Here is a 20,351-nt window from a genome sequence, read left to right on the forward strand (position 1 = left end):
TTCATCAATTTTTATCAATCATTCTAATAGATTGATGTAACTATTCTTCTTATTCCAAAATGTCCTGCCTATGCTCTAGTAACATTTTTCCGCCTTAACGGCATAGTTGATATATCAAATTTCATTCGAGCGAATTGTTTTATTTTATCAATAAATACAGTAAATAATAAAATTCGAGTCCATCATCAGATAACTTTTTATGCGATATTCTATATGTGTCGCATATCTGTGATAAACTTATTTAACTCACTATTTCTAAAGGAGAAGCATCATATTAAAACTCAGTCCAATGAAACCTAAAGCGTTTCAAGAGTATATATCATTTGCAGTTAATGAATATGCCAAAGAGAAAATTGAAGTCGGGTCATGGTCAACCAAACAGGCTCAACAAAATGCTCAAATGACCTATGACCGCTTATTACCTAAAGGACTTAACACGCCTCATCATTTTTTATACTCTATTTACGATGACACAGTTATAGTTGGTTATATTTGGTTTGGGGCTGACAATGAGAATCAATCCAGGGCATTTATTTTTGATTTTGAAATCTATCACGATTACCAAAATAATGGTTTCGGATCACAAGCACTAAAACTCGTTTCAAATGAAGCCAAGAAAATGGGATTTGATACGATTGGACTACATGTTTTTGGTAATAATGATAAGGCGATACATGTATATCAAAAAAGTGGCTTTGGCATTACAGATATAAAAATGCAGAAAAAGATCTAATATAAAGGTCTTTTTACTTTGCCAAAAGATTTAGTTAGTCTCATGCATTACCAGTTCAATAGGTGAAAGCGTTCTGGTTTTATAATAAATATCAGTAATCTCCTCGACACTTCTCGGATATTGTTCAAAAACCCAAATTTTTATGATTGAAATTGTTGAATTTAATAACAGTGTTTGCGCATACTTTTGAGGAATTGTTATATTAAACTCATTATTGGTTTGGATGAAGTCACTAATCAGTTTCTCAAATTGCTTCAAAAAGACATCATCTAAACTTACTATCTTAAAAGATTGCATATGATTAAATATAAATTCAAATATTTTGGGAATACCTTTACCTAAACCGCAGGCTACTAGATCCGAAATCAATAATTTATCAAGTTCAGCTAACAGTTCCCTTTCAACGGAAATAATGAAGTCATTAAAATCATCATAATTCAAATAAAAAGTACCTCTGTTTAATCCTGCTTTTATTGTTAATTCTGATACTGATATTTTATCCAGTGATTTTATTTTGGTTAATTCATACAAAGCAAATATCAGCTTATCTTTTGTTTTTCTTTTATCTTCATAAATCAACATTATCATTTCTTTTGTTCATTGTTATATCACTCATATGCTATATATTATAGTTATGAAAATACTAATCATATATACCTATCCTCATCACAATAGTCTTAACGGTGCAATTTTTGATGCTGTTATACAAAACTTAAATAACGAACACGATGTTAAAATTATTGATCTTTATCAAGAGCATTTCAACCCCGTATTAAATTTCGATAAAAATAATAAGCGTCGTGATTTGTTTTTATCTACTGAAACTAAAAAGTATAGAGAAGCTATTTCTTGGAGTAATCACCTTATTTTTATCTTCCCTATTTGGTGGAGTAGCATGCCTGCAATTTTAAAAGGCTTCATAGATAAGGTATTTGCACAAAATTTTGCCTATTCTTATGATTCGAATAAAATAATACCTCACAAACTATTACACGGAAAAACAGCTAGTATTATCGTAACGCATGATACGCCACAATTTATCGCTAAGTATATACAAAAAGATTATGGGAAAATACTCAAAAAGCAAATTCTTGAAAATATGTGTGGCATTAGAGTAAACGCCTTAATATCGTTTCCCAATGTTAGAAAAAGTAGTCTAAAACGACGTGCTAATTTCTTAAATAAAATAAAAGTGTACGCCAAAAAACTCTAAAAATAAAAAAGCCAATTATGCTAATAATTGGCTTTTTGCTATGCGTTAGTCCGCTTGTCTATATATGTTTTTATTTATTAATAACAATATCAAAAATATTAAAATAAGCGTTACCGTATATAGCGGAAACACAAGTATGCGCCCGTTATGAAGCAAACTCATTATAAATGTTAGCATACTAATCAAACAATAATACATTAATCCGAATATTCCACTTGCTAAGACAATAACATCTGTGTAAGCATAAAGTGAACTTTTTAAAATAACAGGTAATGCAATATTAATACCTAGGAAAATACCAATTAACATACTTGGTTTTCTACCATATCTATCGGATAACATTCCCCATATCAACACACCTAGATCCCCAACTGAAATATTATATTCGTACATCAGATGACTATTTCATCCAACTTAAATATGTCGGCTTAAAACGTCGGCTAATTCTTCCACTTCTTCTTTTTCAACTGCTCCAAATCGATTTAAAATAGGTGAGTCAATATCAATTACACCATAAGGTTCACCATTCCGATATATTGGAACCACTAACTCTGAATTGCTATCAGCATCACAGGCAATATGCCCAGCAAATGCATGCACATCAGGCACTACAAGACTCTTGCGCTGTGAAAACGCACTACCAACAACGCCTGATTCAGGTTGAATATGCATACATGCTACTTTACCTTGAAAAGGTCCTAAATCTAACGTTTTAGTGTCTGCATTATAGATATAAAAGCCAGCCCAATTAACATCCCCATAATTATGGAAAATTAATGCAGCTGCATTGGATAAATTTGATACTGAATTGGTTTCATTTTCCAACAGTGCATTTAATTGTTGCCCAATCAATGTATTCAATTGCTTCATAAGATACCTCGCTTATTATATAATGTCCACTCACAACTGCGAATATTTAACCTGTTGTTCAATATCAGCTGAAATTTTAGGTTCTGGCTTATATTTTGCCTCCCATTCTTGTGGTTTGAGCACTTTGTTGGTGATTGGGTCGCGATGTGGCTGACCATCAGGAAATAACTTATGCATATTAGCCGAATGGATTGCTGATAACGTATGCGTTGGCTCAACGTCCATTAATACATAACTACCAAAAGCTAAATAAATGATATCTCCCAATGAATCAACCTGTTGCACAATAGGTAAGTTAGTATTATCTGCTTTATTCAATAACTTTTGTTTAGCAGAATTGAGACGCTCTGTCATCTCAGTAAAAACTTGATTTATTGATTGTTCTGTTTGACAATGACTAACGGCTAATTCTGTTAGTTCTTCTAAAATAAAACCAACACGATTCATTAATTCTTCCTGATTTAAAGCCGTTGGTTGCTCGGGTTGCCGGTCATCAAAAACTTGGTGAAAAGCTTCTGCTTGTTGATAAAGATGTTCTGTCATAAATTCCAACTCCTCATCGATAATATTCATTACATCATTCATATTATTCTAGCTTAAGATGATATTTCATACAATATTTTACACTGTGATTTGCTCATCAACATCAATCAATTCCAAGAGAGATAGTGCGACCTCTGCTCCCTTATTACCTGCCTTTGCGCCAGATCGGTGTTGTGCTTGTACCAATGTGTCAGTCGTTAACACACCGAAAACCACGGGCTGCATCGTATTGAGCCCAACTTGTAAGATGCCATTTGCTGCACCATTAATCACTAAATCATAATGATCCGTATCACCTTTAATCACTGCCCCCAGTGTGATAATCCCATCATACTTTTGCATTTGTGCTACTTTGTTAGCCATCATAGGTAATTCAAAAGCACCTGGTACCCAGATAACATCAATATTTTCTTGTTGTAAACCGTGCATGGTAAGAGCTTCTGTTGCCCCTTGAATTAATTGTTCCACAATTAAAGTATTAAATCGACTTGCAATGATTGCAATATGTCTGTTTTCATGTTGTGTTAGGTTACCTTTATAAATCATCTGATTACTCTACTTTCTTTATTATTACAGCATGTGTTTGAACTTATTTTCTTAGTCGCCATGTATTGTTGGTTTGTATCATTGATTCCTGTGATAAGTGGCACACACTCAACGACTTCAATACCATATGCTATCAAGGCTTTCATTTTTTGTGGATTATTGGTTAATAAACGTATTTTGCTCATCCCCGCTGCCTTTAATATTTCTGCTGCTTGGCGATAATCACGTGCATCTGGTTGATGGCCTAAAGCAACATTAGCATCATAGGTATCATATTGATTTTCTTGCAAAACATATGCTTTTAACTTTTCATGCAAACCAATCCCACGACCTTCTTGACGTAGATAAACAACAGCGCCACCCTCTTGATTGATTATCTCCAATGCTTTGTGTAATTGTGGGCCGCATTCGCAACGTAATGAACCAAATATTTCACCGGTCAGACATTCAGAATGAACACGGACTAATGGTATCCCAGTGCTCAATTGACGGCTTTGCATCAGTAAATGTGGCTTACCATCTTTTCCTCGGTATTCCGTTAAATTAAAATCCCCATAAGTACTTGGTAAATGTACAGTTGTCTCCTGTTTAACTGTATATTGTGATGCGACCTGGCGATAAATTATTAAATCCTGAATTGACAACTGTGTTAAATGCTGTGTTTGTGCTAAATCAGATAATGCTTGTTCTCTCGCCATTGTGCCATCTTGAGCTAAAATTTCGATAATATAGGCAATTGGCGGTACACCGGCAATTTTAGCTAATTCTACAGCCCCTTCTGTATGTCCTTGGCGTTTTAGAACACCACCGTCTTCGGCCACTAATGGAAAAATGTGTCCAGGTGTTTCAAAATCAGCAGCTGTCGTACTTAAATTAGCTAATTGTTTAATTGTATGTGCTCGCTCATATGCAGAAACCCCAGTTGTACTACTCATGTGATCCACACTAACTGTAAACTTTGTACCAAATTTTTCTGAATTGTGTGACGTCATTTGTGCTAAGGCTAATTGTTCAGCGCGTGCTCTGGTCATTGGAACAGCTAACACGCCACGCGCAATACTTAAAGCTCGATTAATCGCTTCCGGTGTTACAAAAGAAGCTAAACCAACCAAATCACCTTCATGTTCACGATCCTGATCATCAGTCAGAATAATGAGTTCCCCCTGCTTTAATGCATTAACTGCTATCTTTACTTTTTCAATACTCTCTTCTGTCGTCATCATGCATCCCCTTTTGTTAGATATTTAGCTAAAATATCGGTTTCAATATTCACTAGGTCATTAATTTCTAACGTTCCTAAATGCGTATGAGTCACCGTATGCGGAATAAGCCCTATTTGGAAAGTGTCCTTTGATGTGTTAATGACGGTTAAACTCACACCAGAAATAGCAATCGAACCTTTAGGCACTATCTGCGACATTAAAGTCGTGTCCGCCACAAGAAAAGTAAAGTAGACTGTTTCTTCTAATCTTTTCTTTTGTATAACCCGTGCTGTTGTGTCGACATGCCCCAAGACAAAATGGCCATCAAAACGTTCTGTTGCTAAGATTGATTTTTCAAGATTAACACTTTCGCCAATCTGGTAGTGGTTAACAATTGTCGCTTTAAAAGTGGGTATCATAATGTTAAAGAATGCATGGTGTGGCTCAAATGAAGTAATGGTCAAGCAAATGCCGTCTACCATGACACTTGCACCGACCTGACTATCACTAAAATAATCCTGATTAGTAGTAATGCCTATTCGTAAAGTATGATCATGACGATGTTCGATATGATCAATTTGTCCAATTTGTTGTGTAATCCCAGTAAACATCATGACACCCCTTTTTCTAAGTGATTAAAATAACGTAACTTAACCGCATTACCAATAGTTAGCATCTCATCTGGATTTTGTTGCAATGTCACGCTTGCTAAGCCGCTGTCCAATAATAATTTATCGGTTCGATATATCAAATATTCGTTCCATAAATCTTGTGCAATAAAAGATTGAATCAAGCTGGGGCCGCCTTCAACCATTATTGATTGAATCTGCTGTTGTTGCGCGAGGTCATTAAGCACACCAATTAAGCCATTATGGCTTTCTTTAACGTACGCATGCTTTTCGGCAAATGCGTGATTTTCAGTATAAATCAACCAACGATTTGAAAAATCAAACTTAATGTTTTGTAATCTACCACGCCTATCTAACACAATGCGTAATGGTTGGGGATGATGTAATGCTAGATATCGCACGGTTAAACTCGGCCAATCAGTGAGAAAAGTCTGGCTACCAATTAGAATGGCGCTTTTACTTGCGCGCTCTTGATGCACATCAATATCAGCTTTGTGGTTCGTTAATTTGATACGTGTCTTAGCATTGTCCGACACAATACCATTCTTAGACGTCGCTAATTTAAGTTGTACATAGGGCAGCCGATGCTCAAAGTAATAGTGAAATTCAGGATTAAGTCGACGACTATGTTCTGTGTTGAGTACATCAACTTGAATACCTGCCTGTTTCAAAATGGCTACCCCATGACCATTTGTCGATGGGTTTGGGTCAATACTGCCAATCACAACACGCCTCAATCCCCACTTCGCCATTGATTGTGCACAAGAACCAACTTTTCCGTGTGTCGAACAAGGTTCTAATGTCACATACATGGTTGCATCAATAACCTGTGCAGGATCTTTCAGCTGATGAAAGGTATTCATTTCTGCATGTTCTTGGCCAAATTGATGATGATAACCTGTCGCCAAAACAACATTATCTTTCACAATAACCGCACCTACTCTGGGATTTTCAAAAGTTAAATCTTTATTGGCTTGAGCTGCTGTTTTTCCAGCCAAAGCCATGAGTGTTAAATCATTCATCTGTTTTCCTCCTTTTTTGGAGCAAAAAACCCGATGTGTTAATCACATCGGGTTTCATTATCAGATTAATTTAAAAAACTAGTCAAAAAAGCCACTAAACGCGACACTAAAAACTAGATAATTTTAAATCTTCTCCCATCCAGACTTTAACTGTCGGTCACAGAATTTCACTGTGTCAACTACATATTCAATATGTAGGTCACGGACTAAGGTAGCATTGTACCATTACCGTCGGTCGGGAATTACACCCTGCCCCGAAGATTAATTATTTAACACTTAAAAATTTAGCATTTAAAAAATATTTGTCAAATCAATAATCATGTCAAAATAACAAGCAGTCATTCAATTATGCTTCTATCACTGCTTATCTAATGATTATATTGAAGCTTCATAAAGAGCCACAACATCAGCAACAGCCATTGGGACAAAACCATGATCCAAATGGCCCACACTCACTGCGCTTGTAGCCATTGCTTCAAAGTGTTCATTATTCTCAATGCCAACACCTGTCAATGTCATCGGTACCTCTAAACTAGAAATCCATTCTGCGGTAGTATCAATGGCTGCCTGAGCTATCGTGGCATTATCGCCATCAAGTTGCCAGACATGACGACCAAAATTAGCAAACAATGACTGAGTATCCGCATTTAATGCAAAACGCATCCAATGTGGCGTCAAAATCCCCAAACCCACACCATGCGTAATATCATAGTAAGCGGATAGCTCGTGCTCAATCGGATGAACTGTCCATTCATTCGCATTACCTGTTCCTACAAGGCCATTTAATCCCAACGTTGATGCCCACATTAAATTAGCTCGTGCATCATAGTTATTGGGATCTTTCAAAGCAACTGGCGCCCATTTAATGACTGTCCGCATCAAACCTTCAATCATACCGGATTTCACGTCATTATTTTGGGCAGTATCAAAATACTGTTCGGCTAAATGGCTGAAAATATCAATAGCACCGGCAGCTGTTTGCCATTTTGAAACTGAATATGTTAAAGTCGGGTCTAAGAATGATACTGCGGGGGTATTAGGACCAAAAGTATCTAACTTTTGGTTGGTATCAGGATTTGAAATAACCGAACCTGCATTCATTTCAGTTCCCGTCGCTGAGAGTGTCAAAATATCAACCACTGGTACCTGTGGCATTTCAAATCGCTTGCTTGAATCTAATACTAAGTCCCACGGATCTGATGCATAAAATTTTGATGAGGCAATGAGTTTTACAGCGTCAATAACAGAGCCACCGCCAACGGCCAAAATAACATCAATATCATTGTCTTTAGCAAGCTGTTGACCATCTCGTACTGACTCAATTTTGGGATTTGGTTCAATACCAGACAATTCAACAACATTTAAGCCGTCTAATGCTTTAATAACACGGTCATATAAGCCTGACTTTTTAATTGATCCGCCCCCATACGCAAGCAAAATATTCTGTCCGAATTGCGACACGGCATCACGAAGTTCACTATCTATCCGATTCGCGCCGAAACGGATGTCTGTTGCATTTTTAAATGTAAAATTTTCCATATTAAATATTTATTTAACCTTTTCTAAATGATAACCAGTATCTTGTTATTTAAAAATTCTGGTACTTATATTTTAACAGTAAATAAGACGCTGAACCATTTGTAAACAAGGTTTTATGTAAAGACATCAGGATCTTACTGTGATGATTCTGCTGATGATGCATCTACTTCCCAAAACAATGTATTCAGATCGGTTTCTAGTGCATATGCTAGTTTCAGGCACAATGCCAATGAAGGATTATATTTATCATTTTCAATTAAATTAATGGTCTGCCTAGCAACACCAATACGTTGTGATAATTCGTATTGCGACAATTTTTTCTTTTGACGATATTGTTTGATTCGATTCATAAACAACTCCAATGACATCTATAAATTACTTTTATCATATCATTATTACGCCTGTATTCATTTTTAAAGCTAATAAAAAATTACCTTTACTATGTCAAAGCAAAGGTAATTTTTGATATATCATTATTCGTATTCTTCTAACGCTTTACGTAATATTTGCAACGTAGCTGAGTAATGAGCTATGCCATAATCAACGGTTATTTTTTGGTATCTGACATTCCTTGCTTACGCCACCCATCCAACTGAGACTCTAATTTACTCAGCTTAGATTGCTTTCGTGCTATTTCTTCTTCGATAAATTGCTTTATCGTTTGAGCATCTAAGTAATCACTAAAATACATACGCATTAAAAAGTCCGATTTTAACACATCATCTGTAGTAGGTTTTATCAATGCCTCCAAAAAAACATTTTCCCCTTGCTTTGTTATCGCATACACATTTTTGTTGGGCTTATCATGTTGTGTTATTTGTTGTTTTGTTACTAAGCCATCGTGCTCTAACTTTTTTAAAGTTGGATAAATCATACCAAAAGTACCATCAAAGAAGTGGTTTAAACGTTCTTGTAAAATATCATTAATTTCATAGCCAGTATGCGAGCTATCCTTTAGAATACCTAAGATAATCTCTTTACCTTTCATTGTCATCAATACACCTTCCATTTTTAAGTCACTAGCCATTATACACTACTATTAATGGACCCATACCCCGCTAGATATGGGAATGTAACTTTAAACAATGAAACAATATTATAAGTACTTATTTTTTAAAAATAAACTGATCAACACACCTAACAACAAAAATGGAATGGATAATAAGTACAATTTTTCAAAGGCTTTTGTTAATTGGTTCTTAGCATATTGCTCCGTCTCCAAAATATACGTTGATAATGTTTTAGGTAAATGTGATGTATCCGTGGGTAGAAAAACAGTTTGAGTCATTTTCATATTAATCGTTTTTAATATATTATCTTGATTTTTTTCTGATATATTTAATGATTTAATGCTTTGTTGAGCATATGAGATAGAATGCTCTCGAGCAGTATTCAAATTGCTATATAATCCTGTAATAAAAATAGCCACAGCCAACATTGCACCAACTTGACGCAAAACACTGGTAACACTTTGCGATGCCGTTAACAATCTACCTGTAAAGTGACCTGCTGAAATAATTAAAATAGAGCCTGTAATCATACCATAACCCATTCCCACTGCAATACCGGCTACTATCGTATCATTTTGATGACGTAATGCCCCATTTGACAACCAAAAATAGCCCAAAACCATTATTAAAAATCCAGCAGCTAGCAACCATTTAGAACTTATATTCTGTCTCATAAAACCAGATATTGGTGAAAATATAAAAATAGAAATAGATATCGGTGCAATCAAAAGAGAAGCATGTAGTGAATCAAAGTTTTCAATATTTGTAAAATAACTAGGCAAAATAACAGTTGTTGCAACCAAAAATAAATTACTCAAAATAATAATAACTGCAGAAAGACTAAATGAAGGATTAGCAAAAAGTTGTAATGGTATCATAGGATTTTTACTTGTTTTTTCTGTTATCAAAAACAGAATAAAACCACCCAAACTAATTATAAAGCACAACACTGTTGGCCAAGATAACCAGCCCCAATTTCTCCCTTGTATCATACCTAAAGAAAGACTAAACAAAAATACTAAACTCAGCACCGCACCCAAACCATCCATCGACTGTTTGGCATTCGTTTCTTTATCAAAAGTTAACTTAGCGATACCTAAAATAATAATCACAATTGTTATTGGTACATTAATCAAAAAAATCCAGCGCCAGCCCAAAAATTGTGTCACGATACCACCAATCGTTGGCCCCAAAGCTGCAGCTAGTCCCTGTGTGATACCCAAAATAGCTATCATTTTCGTTCTGCTACTTACATCTACTAAATTAATGCCCAATGTCATAGACAGAGGGAACACAAATGCCGCACCTATACTTTGAATGGCACGACCAATTAATAATATATGTAACCCACTAGCGCACGCTGATGTGAGAGACCCAATTGCAAACAAAGATACGCCGATTAAAAACCATTTGTGAATACCATATAATTCAGCAAATCTCGTTAAAGGTATCGTCAATGAAGCAAATAAAATAAGATATATGTTCAAAGCCCAGGATAGTGAATCTAACCCCGATTTTAAATGAATACTTATATTCGGTAAACTAACATTCATAATTGTTGTATCCAACATACAAATGAATATACCCAAAATAAATATTATCGGTAATGTCAATTTTTTCATTTCTTCCCCTTTTAATATAAACATCATTAATATTAATAATGTTTATATTAATTGATGGAATATATTTTGTCAACTCAAATTCTAGTGTATATATTTCTTAAATAATACGATAACAATTTAAAAAGGCTTTCCAAATTATTAATTTGAGTAGCCTTTTACAGTAAACAAAAAATCTTGAGTTGGCCCAGTGCGCATCATCACACCATGTCAATCTCAAGATTTTTATGAATCCACTAAATTATGACTTATTCAGGATCCTTTATTCATTAAATTCGTACAGCATTTCCTTTATCATCAAATGAATAATTCGTGCCATGACTACCATCTAAGTTAGATTGTTTTGTTTGAATACCCGTTACTTCATCAAAATGTTGCAAATAACCATCAATTGAAATAAATCCTTTCACACTTTGATAATTCTTATCAGCATAGTACCAGTTATCTTGGTAGTAGTAATAATCATTTTTTACAGCTGCACCTTCAGTACCATTAAAATAATAAGATAGCTGAGTATTTGGATCAGTGACAATACCATCTTTAACTTGTTCACCATTCGCATCAAAATACTTTAATTGATTATTTTGCGTGATAAAGCCTTTAACCGCTTTTCCATTATCATCAAGATATAACCATTGACCATTAGACTTTCTCTGATATTGGTTACGTAGCATCACACCATCATTACCGAAAGTATAAACTTCACCATCAATCGTTTGTACACCAGTTACAATATGCCCATCAGTAGGATCAGTGTACAATGTCTGTCCATCAATATTGAGGAAGTTGCCTTTACTCTGATGACCATCTTGATAAAAATACTTATTCATGCCATCAATCGTTCTCATACCAGTTACGGCAACACCATTAGCGTCAAAATAGAACCATTGGCCGTCCTCATTTTGCATATAGCGCTGTGTTACAAGATTACCATTACCTGATTGTAGATAATAAGCACGTCCTTTATCATCACTAATCATTTCGCCTTTAACTTGTACGCCATTTTGATCGAAATATTGCTTATGCCCATCAATGGTAGCAAAACCGTCATCTAGCATATTACCAGCATCATCAAAATAGTAGGCAATGCCATCTTGATCAACAATATATTGACTAAATACTTGTTGCCCATTCTTACCAAAATAAATCGTTGATCCATCTTCTTTTTGTAAGAAACTCTGAACCAATTCAATACCGTTTGGTAAAAAGAAGTAATTATGATTCTTAATATTTTGTAAGCCTGTAACTAGGTGTCCAGTATTATCAAAGTAATAATAATTACCATTATCATCTTGTACAAAGGCATTTTGCGCTCTATAACCGCTTAATGTGTAATAGATAATGCCTTTATTGTCATGCGTAAATCCTGTTGATGATAGATCATCTGTTAATTGTTTAGGCAAAAAGTTACCACTACTATCATTAGATGTTACCTTGTAATATGCATTAGAACCACTATCTTTCAAGACGTAGCCTTCACCCTTACCTTGAATATTAGAACCATTAAAGTATTTAGCTGACCATTCTTTGATTTTAACAGTTGGATCAATTGGTACGCCTGTTGAAATCTGTGCTGTTTTAAATAATGATGGATAAAGTGTTCGTAGTTGATCTAAGAAAGCACCACCATAACGGGCTTGATACTCACCACCACCACGGCTTTGGACAACATATAGGGCATTATCTATATCTGAGTTCGCATCATCATCCCCGAAGGAATTTGTCCGCGTTACTGTCGCTAATTCTTGTTCAGGCAAATTATAAATTTGATCTGGAACCCAATCAGCAATAGCTTGAATGCCACTTGTATGCAACGCTTTAATAGCATCACGTAATTGCTCATCAGTACCATACTTAGTTGGCGTTTTATAACCTACATCATAACGGTCAGTAAACGCATAGCCATTTTGAATGATTGAATCTAAGAAACTCGTATCCGTGCTTGAACGGTATTGTGGTGCTAATTGGAAACTTGTGATACCCCACTGTTTAAACAAGTCACCATTCTGTGCAATCACAGCGTTTGTAAACTCATTTTCCTGTGTGGCAAATGCTTGGAAATTAGAAAATCCTTCGTAAATCACTTGTGAGTCCAAGCCGGCATTGGAATGGAATACTTTACCATCAGTGCTTGCTGTTTGATCTGATGCTGTACGAGCATCTTGATTGGCATCAGCTCCTAAAGGCACCCATACAGATAAGAATCCTGAAACTTGCGGATTCTGTACACCGTAAACATCTCGGGATCCAAAAATCAAATCACCGTTGCCATCGGTATAACGTATTGGTGCACCATTATCGGTATCATAGTAATTCAAGCCAGATTCAGTGGTAGAAAGCAAGGCGCGATACGCTTGATTCTTATGCGCTGCACCCATATGCAAAATCACATTTTCACCAGTATTAAGTTTCACATCTTTATTATTGCTAACAATTGTACCGATACCCTCATTGCGTGTCTCTGAAGTACCATTATCAGCGCTAGTCATTGCGCCTTTGCCGTAGCGAACACTTGTTAGAATATCATGCTGATCAACCGACATTGACTGACCACCTGCAACATATTTAACGCGCGCTTTAAGTAACGTATTAATCGCATCAAAATATGGCGACTTTGTTGCCATGTACTGACCATCATCGGTATATAAATCACCATAATAAACACGTGGTACAGTATCTTTATTCGTTAATAACATAGCATAGGCACTAGCCATGTTATATTGTGTATACTTTTTATCAGCTAGTTTTTGATCTTCATTATAAATCTTGAAAGCTGCAGCGAGTTGCTCTTCAGTTGGTGCTAAGCTATTTTTAACATCAGGATACAAATCAGAAACGATTTGCGCAATAACTGTCTGCACCTCACTATCATGTGCTCGTACAAAACTATAATTTGGTATCGCCTCATTTTCAGTATGATCATCCTTACGATTAACCATATAATAATCAACAAAGCGTTGCATCGTGCCACGAATATCAGATGACTTTGTTAGCGACCAAATCAGTTGTGTATGCAAATAATCATCCATTGTTAACTGATTGTTTCCCTTATCGGAAACATACAATGGGTCATTGTGACTCCAGTCTTCTAAAATAGAAAGATGTTGATTAGCTGTTGCATCATTTTTATCTACGCCATAAGCTAACTTAAAATAGTCAGCAGCAATTTGGAGTAAATCAGCATCAACATTATCCACTGCATCTACTCGGATACCGTCAAAATTAGCTGTATCGTCATTGGCTGTTATTGAGCCAAAGTTCATTAAGTAGTGTAACCAATTCAATTGTTCTGCTTGAACAACAGGATTAGAATTATCAACATCGTTAGCTAACAATAGCTCGAAGCCACCTTTAGAATTATCTAAATTATAGGCTTGTGTGCCTGTCTGATTTGTTGGTGTACGATTAAGCAATCTAAAATTAGAATTAGCATCTGGTGTTAATGGGCTATTCACATATGTCAATGCACCATTTTGCAAATGGTCATTCTTAGGATCTTCACTGCTTTGATTCCATTGTGGTTGCGTCACAACAAAAGCTGAGATTGCTTCTTTTAACCAGTCGACACTCTTTTTCAAACTAATCTTAGTTTCGATTGATTTCTGAACATAATTTGCAGCTTCATTTAATGAAACTTGATCATCTGTTGTCTTAAATTGGTTATCATTACTAACCAATTTCATGTCTGACATATAATTCAAATAGTTAACTTGTGTTTGTTTATCCGGCCACCAAACGGATAGAATTGGTCGGAAATCATCTGCTTTAGATGCTTCCCAATGTGTCCCATCACGTAAAATATCAGTGGGACGGTACCATGATGTGGCCGTTAAGTAACCATCAACATTTTCAAAATCTGCTTTATCTGTACTATGCGCAGCATTGTGCTGTGTATAATCAGTATTTTGTGACACTAGGCCCTCTTTTATTTGTGAAGTATTTGCTGAAACTTCTTGCCCAGTAGCCTTATCAAAGTACAGTACTTTACCGTCAAATACACCTGAAAAGCCTTTCTTAATTTGACCAAGGCTATCAAAATAGTAATTGTGACCGTCAATAGTTTTCAAACCAATGGCTGCCTTACCTGTTTCATCTAGATAGTAAGTGGCACCATTGGTGTCTTGATAGAATTGATCTGTTACTTGTTCACCTGTGGTATTGAAAACCGCAACTTGATTATCAATACGCTGAACACCAGTGACAGCATCACCTGAATCTGGATCAAGATAATAATTCTTGCCTGCAACTGTGACAAGTTTCCCCTTAACTTGTACGCCGTTGTTATCAAAATATTGCGTATGATTATCAATTTTTGTTAAACCTTTAGCATTTTCACCATTACTAAATGCATAAGACCATTGACCATCATTTTCGACATATTTACCGTTAGTGGTTTTAGTCTGAACTTGATTGTCTGAAACTATATTCGCTGTTTTTGACTCTGACGTCACAGCCTGTTCTTTATCAGTGACACTATCTTTTGCGACTGGGGATGCTGCGTTTTGCTTATCAGCATCGGATACTTGCTTATCGCTCGTATCTTGTGCTGGTGACACAATAGCGTTTTGTGTTGCCTTTTCTAATTGTGACACATCTTTCTTTGTTACTTGATTCGAATCATTTGTTTGAGTTTTTTCTTCACCCTTAGGTGTCGTGACCGGTTCAGCAGTATCTGTTTTCTCTGTTGTAACATTTACAGCTTTATCTGACACTGTGTTATCTTGTTCTTGATTTGCTTTTACACTGATACTAGGTGTTACTGTTGCATCATCAGCGAATGCACTCTGCAAAGGTACACTCGCCATCGCTAGTGCCATGACCATCGCGGCACTTCCACCAATAACCCAACTCTTACCAGCTTTGTAAAGTTTCTTGCGTAAAACTCTCTCTCCAAATGACATATATGACTCTCCTCATAGTATTTGTGGTCTAGTCCACTTAGATAGTATACCCCATGATCTTGTTCAAAGCATAACATTTCATCATATTTTCATTAATAATTTAATTTTACTCAAAATTATCAGGAGATAACAATTTTTGTAAATAATATATGAATGGATTTATTATTAATTTTACATTAGTTTTTAATCATCAATTTTTTATTAAATAATTAGAGTACTGTATATGTCTTTGACTATTTTAGGAATTCATTATTTCCTCTCGAATTAACATTACGGAAGCTCGTTTTATTTAAGCCACACGCTATTCCAAAGTGCAATACCGTACAGTTAGAAATACAAAAAACCAGTACTTAATGTACTGGTTTTTTCATTCATACCATCTTAAACAAAATTGCTAACAATGCCTAATACAATAATAGTTAATATCACACCAAACGATTTGAGATCCACCTTTTCCCGTAAAAAGAATCCCGATAATATAATGCTAAATAACGATGTCATGTTGAGAAATACCCATGCAATACTTGATGTTTGACTAGAGGTTGCTAACGTAAAAGTTAGTTGGGCTACTAGTGTCAATACTGCACGTGTACCATATAACATCATAACTCGGCTCCCCACCTGTTCCCGTATCATATTGGCTTGATGACGTTGGCGCAAAAAAGCTGTGAGTGTTATTAAAAATCGCAAATAAATCGTTAAAATCGTAAAAGTAATCAACGCCTCTGGCGTTTTGATATCCGCAACCAACACTGGCGATAATGCGGCCTGAAGAATTAAAAACGGACCAATTAGCCAAAAATTTTTAATCAAAATTTTAGTACTGCTATTATTTGTCCTCGCTGGTAACAAAAACAGTCCGATAACCAATATTGTAGACACAACGGAAATAAAATATGAATGCCAATTAAAATAACACGTTGTAATAAAGATAGCGATTGGAATCACAAAGTCTGTCAACTTGCTTAATAGCACGGAATCCATAACTGTTACTTGCCTAAACAAGGCACTATAGCCAAATGCCACAGCTTGAACGAGACTAGCATAAATAATGATACGCACTAATAACCACGGTGTTATGTTTAAAGCCAAACGATGTTGCATCGTCATGATTATCAAAACAACAGTTACTAATAACATACTTAATAAATTATTGAAAAAGTTGACGGTGAACACTGAACTTTTACGATATCCCATCTGATAACGATCAATAACGGTGATAATACCTCGCGATAGCGCTGATAGAATTGAAAATATGACGACATATAATGTGCTAATCACCATCGCAATCTACCATTTTTAAACACATTATCCCAAACTAACTGATTCATTGATATCCCCTACTTTTCTGATTGTACTATGCATATAAACACTTCTATCATCATAAATAGTTACAGTTAAAATGTACATACTTTTGTGAAATATTATAATTAAAAAGAGATCATTCGGTAACATTACCGAATGATCCCTCTCATGTATTGAAATATACAGATAAAAAGTAAGCTATCCATTAACTGAATCGTCATAGTCATAATCTATTCCAATAAGAAAATCACTGTAACTGCTAACTGTCTTTTTGAATAAATAATCACTATTTAATCATCTCGCCGTCGTTGATCATAAACCGATTCATCTTGGTGTCGTTTTTTGAACCATTCTTCGGCTTGATGTGTTGCAATTGAAATTGAACGCTGATCATTATAGCCATCTTCTTTCAAAGCATTCGCAATTTCAATTGCTTTGTTTCTTACAACTGGTTTCAGATTTTTAAGTGATGGTGGAAAATCATCTTTTGTCCATGGCATTATTTTTACCTCCTCATTTATATGCATTAACCGCATTAATTGTTACCTATGTTTTAATCTGTTTCATCTACTTTTTCAAAAGAATTGCTCATAATAACAATAAAAAGCATGTTTACCGGTCAACACATCGATAATCATGCTTTTATTGTTACTTTAAATTAAATCCTTGTTGCTTGGCATATGTCGTAAAATCAGCTAAATTTTGATCAGCTAATAACGATGCCCTATTGTTACTAGTCCAGGTCCGTTCTAATTCGCGTTTCTTATAATAATCTTTCATCGTTTCGTTATATAACGCAACTGTTTTTCCAATTGTACTTGTTGATACGTATCTTTCATCCAAAAACCAGATAATGGTAGCTTAGGTTTAATGCCAGGATTTTGATCAGGGTAACCCAATGAAAAGCCCATTACCGGTTTAACATAGCGTGGCAAATTTAAATGTGCCTGATAAAGTTCAAGTGCACGATTAGTACCGGCCATCGTCACGGTTCCAATCCCCATTGATTCTGCAGCAACCTGTGCTCGACCTAGGGCAATACCAGCACTAATAATTGCACCTTCTAGCATTGAATAATAACTCAATTTATCTTCAGCTTTTTGTCTTTCTTCTGCATTCAATCCTATTAATATTTTATTATAATCAATGACAACGACGAAAAAACGCTTTGCCGTTGCAATATAATGCATTTTAACAGCATCCGTAATCGCTTGTTTCAGTGATTGTTGTGTTATTTCAATAAAAGTAACAGGTTGAAAATTACCCATGTTGGGACCAGCAACAGCAGCTGACAGAATTGTTGCTATTTGTTCATCTGTAATGACTTGATCAGTAAAAGCTCTGATTGACATATGTTGTTTTAATATATTTAAGGTTTCATTTTCCATTTTATACTCCCAAAATACACATAGTACTGACGTTGTGTATTGTATGATGCTTACGCCATTAAATATAGAGATAAAAAGGCACTACTCAGATAGTGTCTTTTGTTTTGCAGATAGTTGTTGTTGAATCTGTTTTGACGTTTGTTGCCATGTCGTCGTTTTAATGAGCTCACCTTGCATGATTACTCTACCGCGTTCTGCTGTATAATCACAAGTAATGAGTGTCACTATTTTTTCCCGCTAACTGGATACGTTACCGCAACATCAGTTGGTTGAACCGTCTTGACTGTTGTGCAACAATAAGTATACACGTGACTTAAGTCCGTCAAATAAATCTTTTGGCCAACTTTACCTTTATAGTAAATGGGAGAAAATAACAAATCTTTATAGCTTTTGCCTTGCACAAAATGACTAGCCAAAGCATAATTACCACTACCCATTTTTTGATTTTGATATAAGGTACCCGCACCTAACGACAAATTACGATCTGTTGTACCTTTAGCTATCGGTAAATTCACACCAATTTCAGGAACAGCTACTAGGCCAATATATTGTGTATCCTTAGCGCTGGTACGTGCTGCTAAAATCTGTTGTGGTGTTAAAGCATGCACTTTTGACCAATTAAAGTTCTTTTGTTTCGTTTTTTCTTTTTTAGCAGTGGCTACTGATTTCGTGGTTAACTGCGGTTGATAATGCTTTACTGTAAAGTAAGCAATTTGTCGGTTGAAAATAAGTACCAATGATAGTACGAGTAACAAAATAATTGATAACCAAAACAAACTCGTTTTTAATTTTGAATTTTTAGTTTTTTCTTAAGCATCGGCATATATTTACTTTCTATATCGTTTAACTGCGGCGTATACAGTCAGCGTTGATGCTAATTTAGTTAAATAATGCTAAATAACTCGCATATCCTTCAGTAGCCAACTGATCTTTTGGAATAAATTTTAAAGCTGCTGAATTGATACAATATCTCAAGCCGCCTTTATCTTTTGGCCCATCATCAAAGACATGCCCCAAATGAGATTGTGCTTCTGTTGATTTAACTTCTGTACGAACCATGCCAAAGCTGGTATCTTCATTTTCTTTTATATGGTGCGCGCTAATTGGCTGTGTAAATGATGGCCAGCCACAACCTGCATCATATTTATCCGTGGAACTAAATAATGGCTCACCACTAACCACATCTACAAAAATACCATCTTCCCACCAATTATCATACATGCCAGTAAAAGGTCGTTCAGTAGCACCTTCTTGCGTAACTGCATAAGCTTCTGCACTTAATTCGTCTCGCAATGTTTCTTTATCATATTTTGCCACATTATCACACTTTCTTGTCAGCCCAATACTTCTTTTGATAGGCTTTTCTTGGTCGCATCATAGCAGCCTCACGAATTGGATCTTTCTTATAAAAATCTTGATGATATTCTTCAGCTTCATAGAAAGGTTGTGCTGGTTCAATCTGAGTAACGATTGGATCTTCAAATCGCTTCGATGCTTCAAGCGCCAATTTCGATTGTTCCGCAATGCTTTTTTGGTATTCGTCGGCTACGAATATTACAGGTCGATAATTATCACCACGATCTGCAAATTGCCCCATGGCATCGGTCGGATCAGCAACCATCCAATAAAGTGATACTAATTCCTGATAGGAAATATACGCATCATCAAACCAAATTTTTACAGCTTCTGTATGACCGGTTGTATGTGAACTAACCGCTTCATAGGTTGGATTAACCGTATGACCACCTGTATAACCAGATCTCACTTTCAAAATGCCTGGTAATGAATCAAAAGGCTCTACCATACACCAAAAGCATCCACCGGCAAAAAT

Annotated in this window: 19 protein-coding genes, 2 pseudogenes and 1 riboswitch; of the genes and pseudogenes, 2 read left to right on the forward strand and 19 right to left on the reverse strand. The window is 35.6% G+C overall.

All coding sequences use genetic code 11. The features are described from left to right. Positions 1-271: 271 nt before the first annotated feature. Positions 272-733, forward strand: coding sequence for a GNAT family N-acetyltransferase (locus LEUFL_RS0101745; protein WP_029508598.1), 462 nt, complete (start codon positions 272-274; stop codon positions 731-733). Positions 734-763: 30 nt separating this feature from the next. Here LEUFL_RS0101745 and LEUFL_RS0101750 read toward each other — a convergent pair whose 3' ends face one another. Continuing rightward, complete coding sequence (locus LEUFL_RS0101750) at positions 764-1,315, reverse strand: TetR/AcrR family transcriptional regulator (RefSeq protein ID WP_010007051.1); 552 nt, start codon at positions 1,313-1,315, stop codon at positions 764-766. A 52-nt stretch (positions 1,316-1,367) separates the two neighbouring features. Here LEUFL_RS0101750 and LEUFL_RS0101755 point away from each other — a divergent pair, with 52 nt between their 5' ends. Further along, on the forward strand, positions 1,368-1,946 hold the full coding sequence (locus LEUFL_RS0101755) for an NAD(P)H-dependent oxidoreductase (protein WP_029508599.1): 579 nt from the start codon (positions 1,368-1,370) through the stop codon (positions 1,944-1,946). A 414-nt stretch (positions 1,947-2,360) separates the two neighbouring features. Here the strand turns inward: LEUFL_RS0101755 and msrC are convergent, their stop codons facing one another. The 18 genes and pseudogenes from msrC to msrA form a co-directional block, all read right to left on the reverse strand. Further along, positions 2,361-2,816: a free L-methionine (R)-S-oxide reductase MsrC gene (gene msrC / locus LEUFL_RS0101765; RefSeq protein ID WP_010007056.1), complete on the reverse strand. Its 456-nt coding sequence runs from the start codon at positions 2,814-2,816 to the stop codon at positions 2,361-2,363. Between the two features lie 30 nt (positions 2,817-2,846). Continuing rightward, the gene (locus LEUFL_RS0101770; RefSeq protein ID WP_010007057.1) at positions 2,847-3,359 is read right to left on the reverse strand and encodes a pyrophosphohydrolase domain-containing protein; all 513 of its coding nucleotides are present in this window, start codon (positions 3,357-3,359) and stop codon (positions 2,847-2,849) included. Between the two features lie 78 nt (positions 3,360-3,437). Then, positions 3,438-3,905 carry a 6,7-dimethyl-8-ribityllumazine synthase gene (ribH, locus tag LEUFL_RS0101775; RefSeq protein ID WP_010007059.1) on the reverse strand — a complete coding sequence of 156 codons (468 nt, stop codon included), beginning with the start codon at positions 3,903-3,905 and terminating at the stop codon, positions 3,438-3,440. A gap of 24 nt (positions 3,906-3,929) precedes the next feature. Further along, positions 3,930-5,125: pseudogene (gene ribA, locus LEUFL_RS10965) on the reverse strand (GTP cyclohydrolase II). After that, complete coding sequence (locus LEUFL_RS0101785) at positions 5,125-5,718, reverse strand: riboflavin synthase (RefSeq protein ID WP_010007062.1); 594 nt, start codon at positions 5,716-5,718, stop codon at positions 5,125-5,127. Before LEUFL_RS0101785 ends, ribA begins: the two are co-directional and overlap by 1 nt. Next, on the reverse strand, positions 5,718-6,758 hold the full coding sequence (gene ribD / locus LEUFL_RS0101790; RefSeq protein ID WP_010007063.1) for a bifunctional diaminohydroxyphosphoribosylaminopyrimidine deaminase/5-amino-6-(5-phosphoribosylamino)uracil reductase RibD: 1,041 nt from the start codon (positions 6,756-6,758) through the stop codon (positions 5,718-5,720). Before ribD ends, LEUFL_RS0101785 begins: the two co-directional genes overlap by 1 nt. 123 nt (positions 6,759-6,881) lie before the next feature. Further along, a riboswitch (FMN riboswitch) is annotated at positions 6,882-7,024 on the reverse strand. A 109-nt stretch (positions 7,025-7,133) separates the two neighbouring features. Next, positions 7,134-8,297 (reverse strand): iron-containing alcohol dehydrogenase, encoded by a 1,164-nt coding sequence (locus tag LEUFL_RS0101795; protein ID WP_010007064.1) that lies wholly within the window; start codon positions 8,295-8,297, stop codon positions 7,134-7,136. A gap of 134 nt (positions 8,298-8,431) precedes the next feature. Then, positions 8,432-8,647, reverse strand: coding sequence for a helix-turn-helix transcriptional regulator (locus tag LEUFL_RS0101800; RefSeq protein WP_010007065.1), 216 nt, complete (start codon positions 8,645-8,647; stop codon positions 8,432-8,434). A gap of 197 nt (positions 8,648-8,844) precedes the next feature. Beyond that, positions 8,845-9,324, reverse strand: coding sequence for a PadR family transcriptional regulator (locus tag LEUFL_RS10970; RefSeq protein WP_010007066.1), 480 nt, complete (start codon positions 9,322-9,324; stop codon positions 8,845-8,847). A 69-nt stretch (positions 9,325-9,393) separates the two neighbouring features. Next, the gene (locus LEUFL_RS0101810; protein WP_010007067.1) at positions 9,394-10,929 is read right to left on the reverse strand and encodes a DHA2 family efflux MFS transporter permease subunit; all 1,536 of its coding nucleotides are present in this window, start codon (positions 10,927-10,929) and stop codon (positions 9,394-9,396) included. Positions 10,930-11,195: 266 nt separating this feature from the next. Continuing rightward, positions 11,196-15,827: a glycoside hydrolase family 70 protein gene (locus tag LEUFL_RS0101815; RefSeq protein WP_010007068.1), complete on the reverse strand. Its 4,632-nt coding sequence runs from the start codon at positions 15,825-15,827 to the stop codon at positions 11,196-11,198. A gap of 381 nt (positions 15,828-16,208) precedes the next feature. Next, entirely contained in the window at positions 16,209-17,111 is a 903-nt protein-coding gene (locus LEUFL_RS0101820; protein WP_010007069.1) for a hypothetical protein, read from the reverse strand. Between the two features lie 311 nt (positions 17,112-17,422). Then, entirely contained in the window at positions 17,423-17,632 is a 210-nt protein-coding gene (locus tag LEUFL_RS0101825; RefSeq protein WP_010007072.1) for a DUF2188 domain-containing protein, read from the reverse strand. A gap of 148 nt (positions 17,633-17,780) precedes the next feature. After that, positions 17,781-18,520: pseudogene (locus LEUFL_RS10975) on the reverse strand (nitroreductase family protein). Between the two features lie 81 nt (positions 18,521-18,601). Further along, positions 18,602-18,745 carry a hypothetical protein gene (locus LEUFL_RS13005; RefSeq protein WP_010007077.1) on the reverse strand — a complete coding sequence of 48 codons (144 nt, stop codon included), beginning with the start codon at positions 18,743-18,745 and terminating at the stop codon, positions 18,602-18,604. Beyond that, positions 18,745-19,296, reverse strand: coding sequence for a class A sortase (locus LEUFL_RS10980; protein ID WP_237697868.1), 552 nt, complete (start codon positions 19,294-19,296; stop codon positions 18,745-18,747). Before LEUFL_RS10980 ends, LEUFL_RS13005 begins: the two co-directional genes overlap by 1 nt. A 103-nt stretch (positions 19,297-19,399) precedes the next feature. Next, positions 19,400-19,837, reverse strand: a complete 438-nt coding sequence (gene msrB / locus LEUFL_RS0101845) for a peptide-methionine (R)-S-oxide reductase MsrB (protein ID WP_010007079.1) — start codon at positions 19,835-19,837, stop codon at positions 19,400-19,402. Positions 19,838-19,841: 4 nt separating this feature from the next. Then, positions 19,842-20,351 (reverse strand): peptide-methionine (S)-S-oxide reductase MsrA, encoded by a 510-nt coding sequence (gene msrA / locus LEUFL_RS0101850; RefSeq protein WP_029508600.1) that lies wholly within the window; start codon positions 20,349-20,351, stop codon positions 19,842-19,844.

The organism is Leuconostoc fallax KCTC 3537, assembly GCF_000165675.1.
Classification (GTDB): domain Bacteria; phylum Bacillota; class Bacilli; order Lactobacillales; family Lactobacillaceae; genus Leuconostoc_B; species Leuconostoc_B fallax.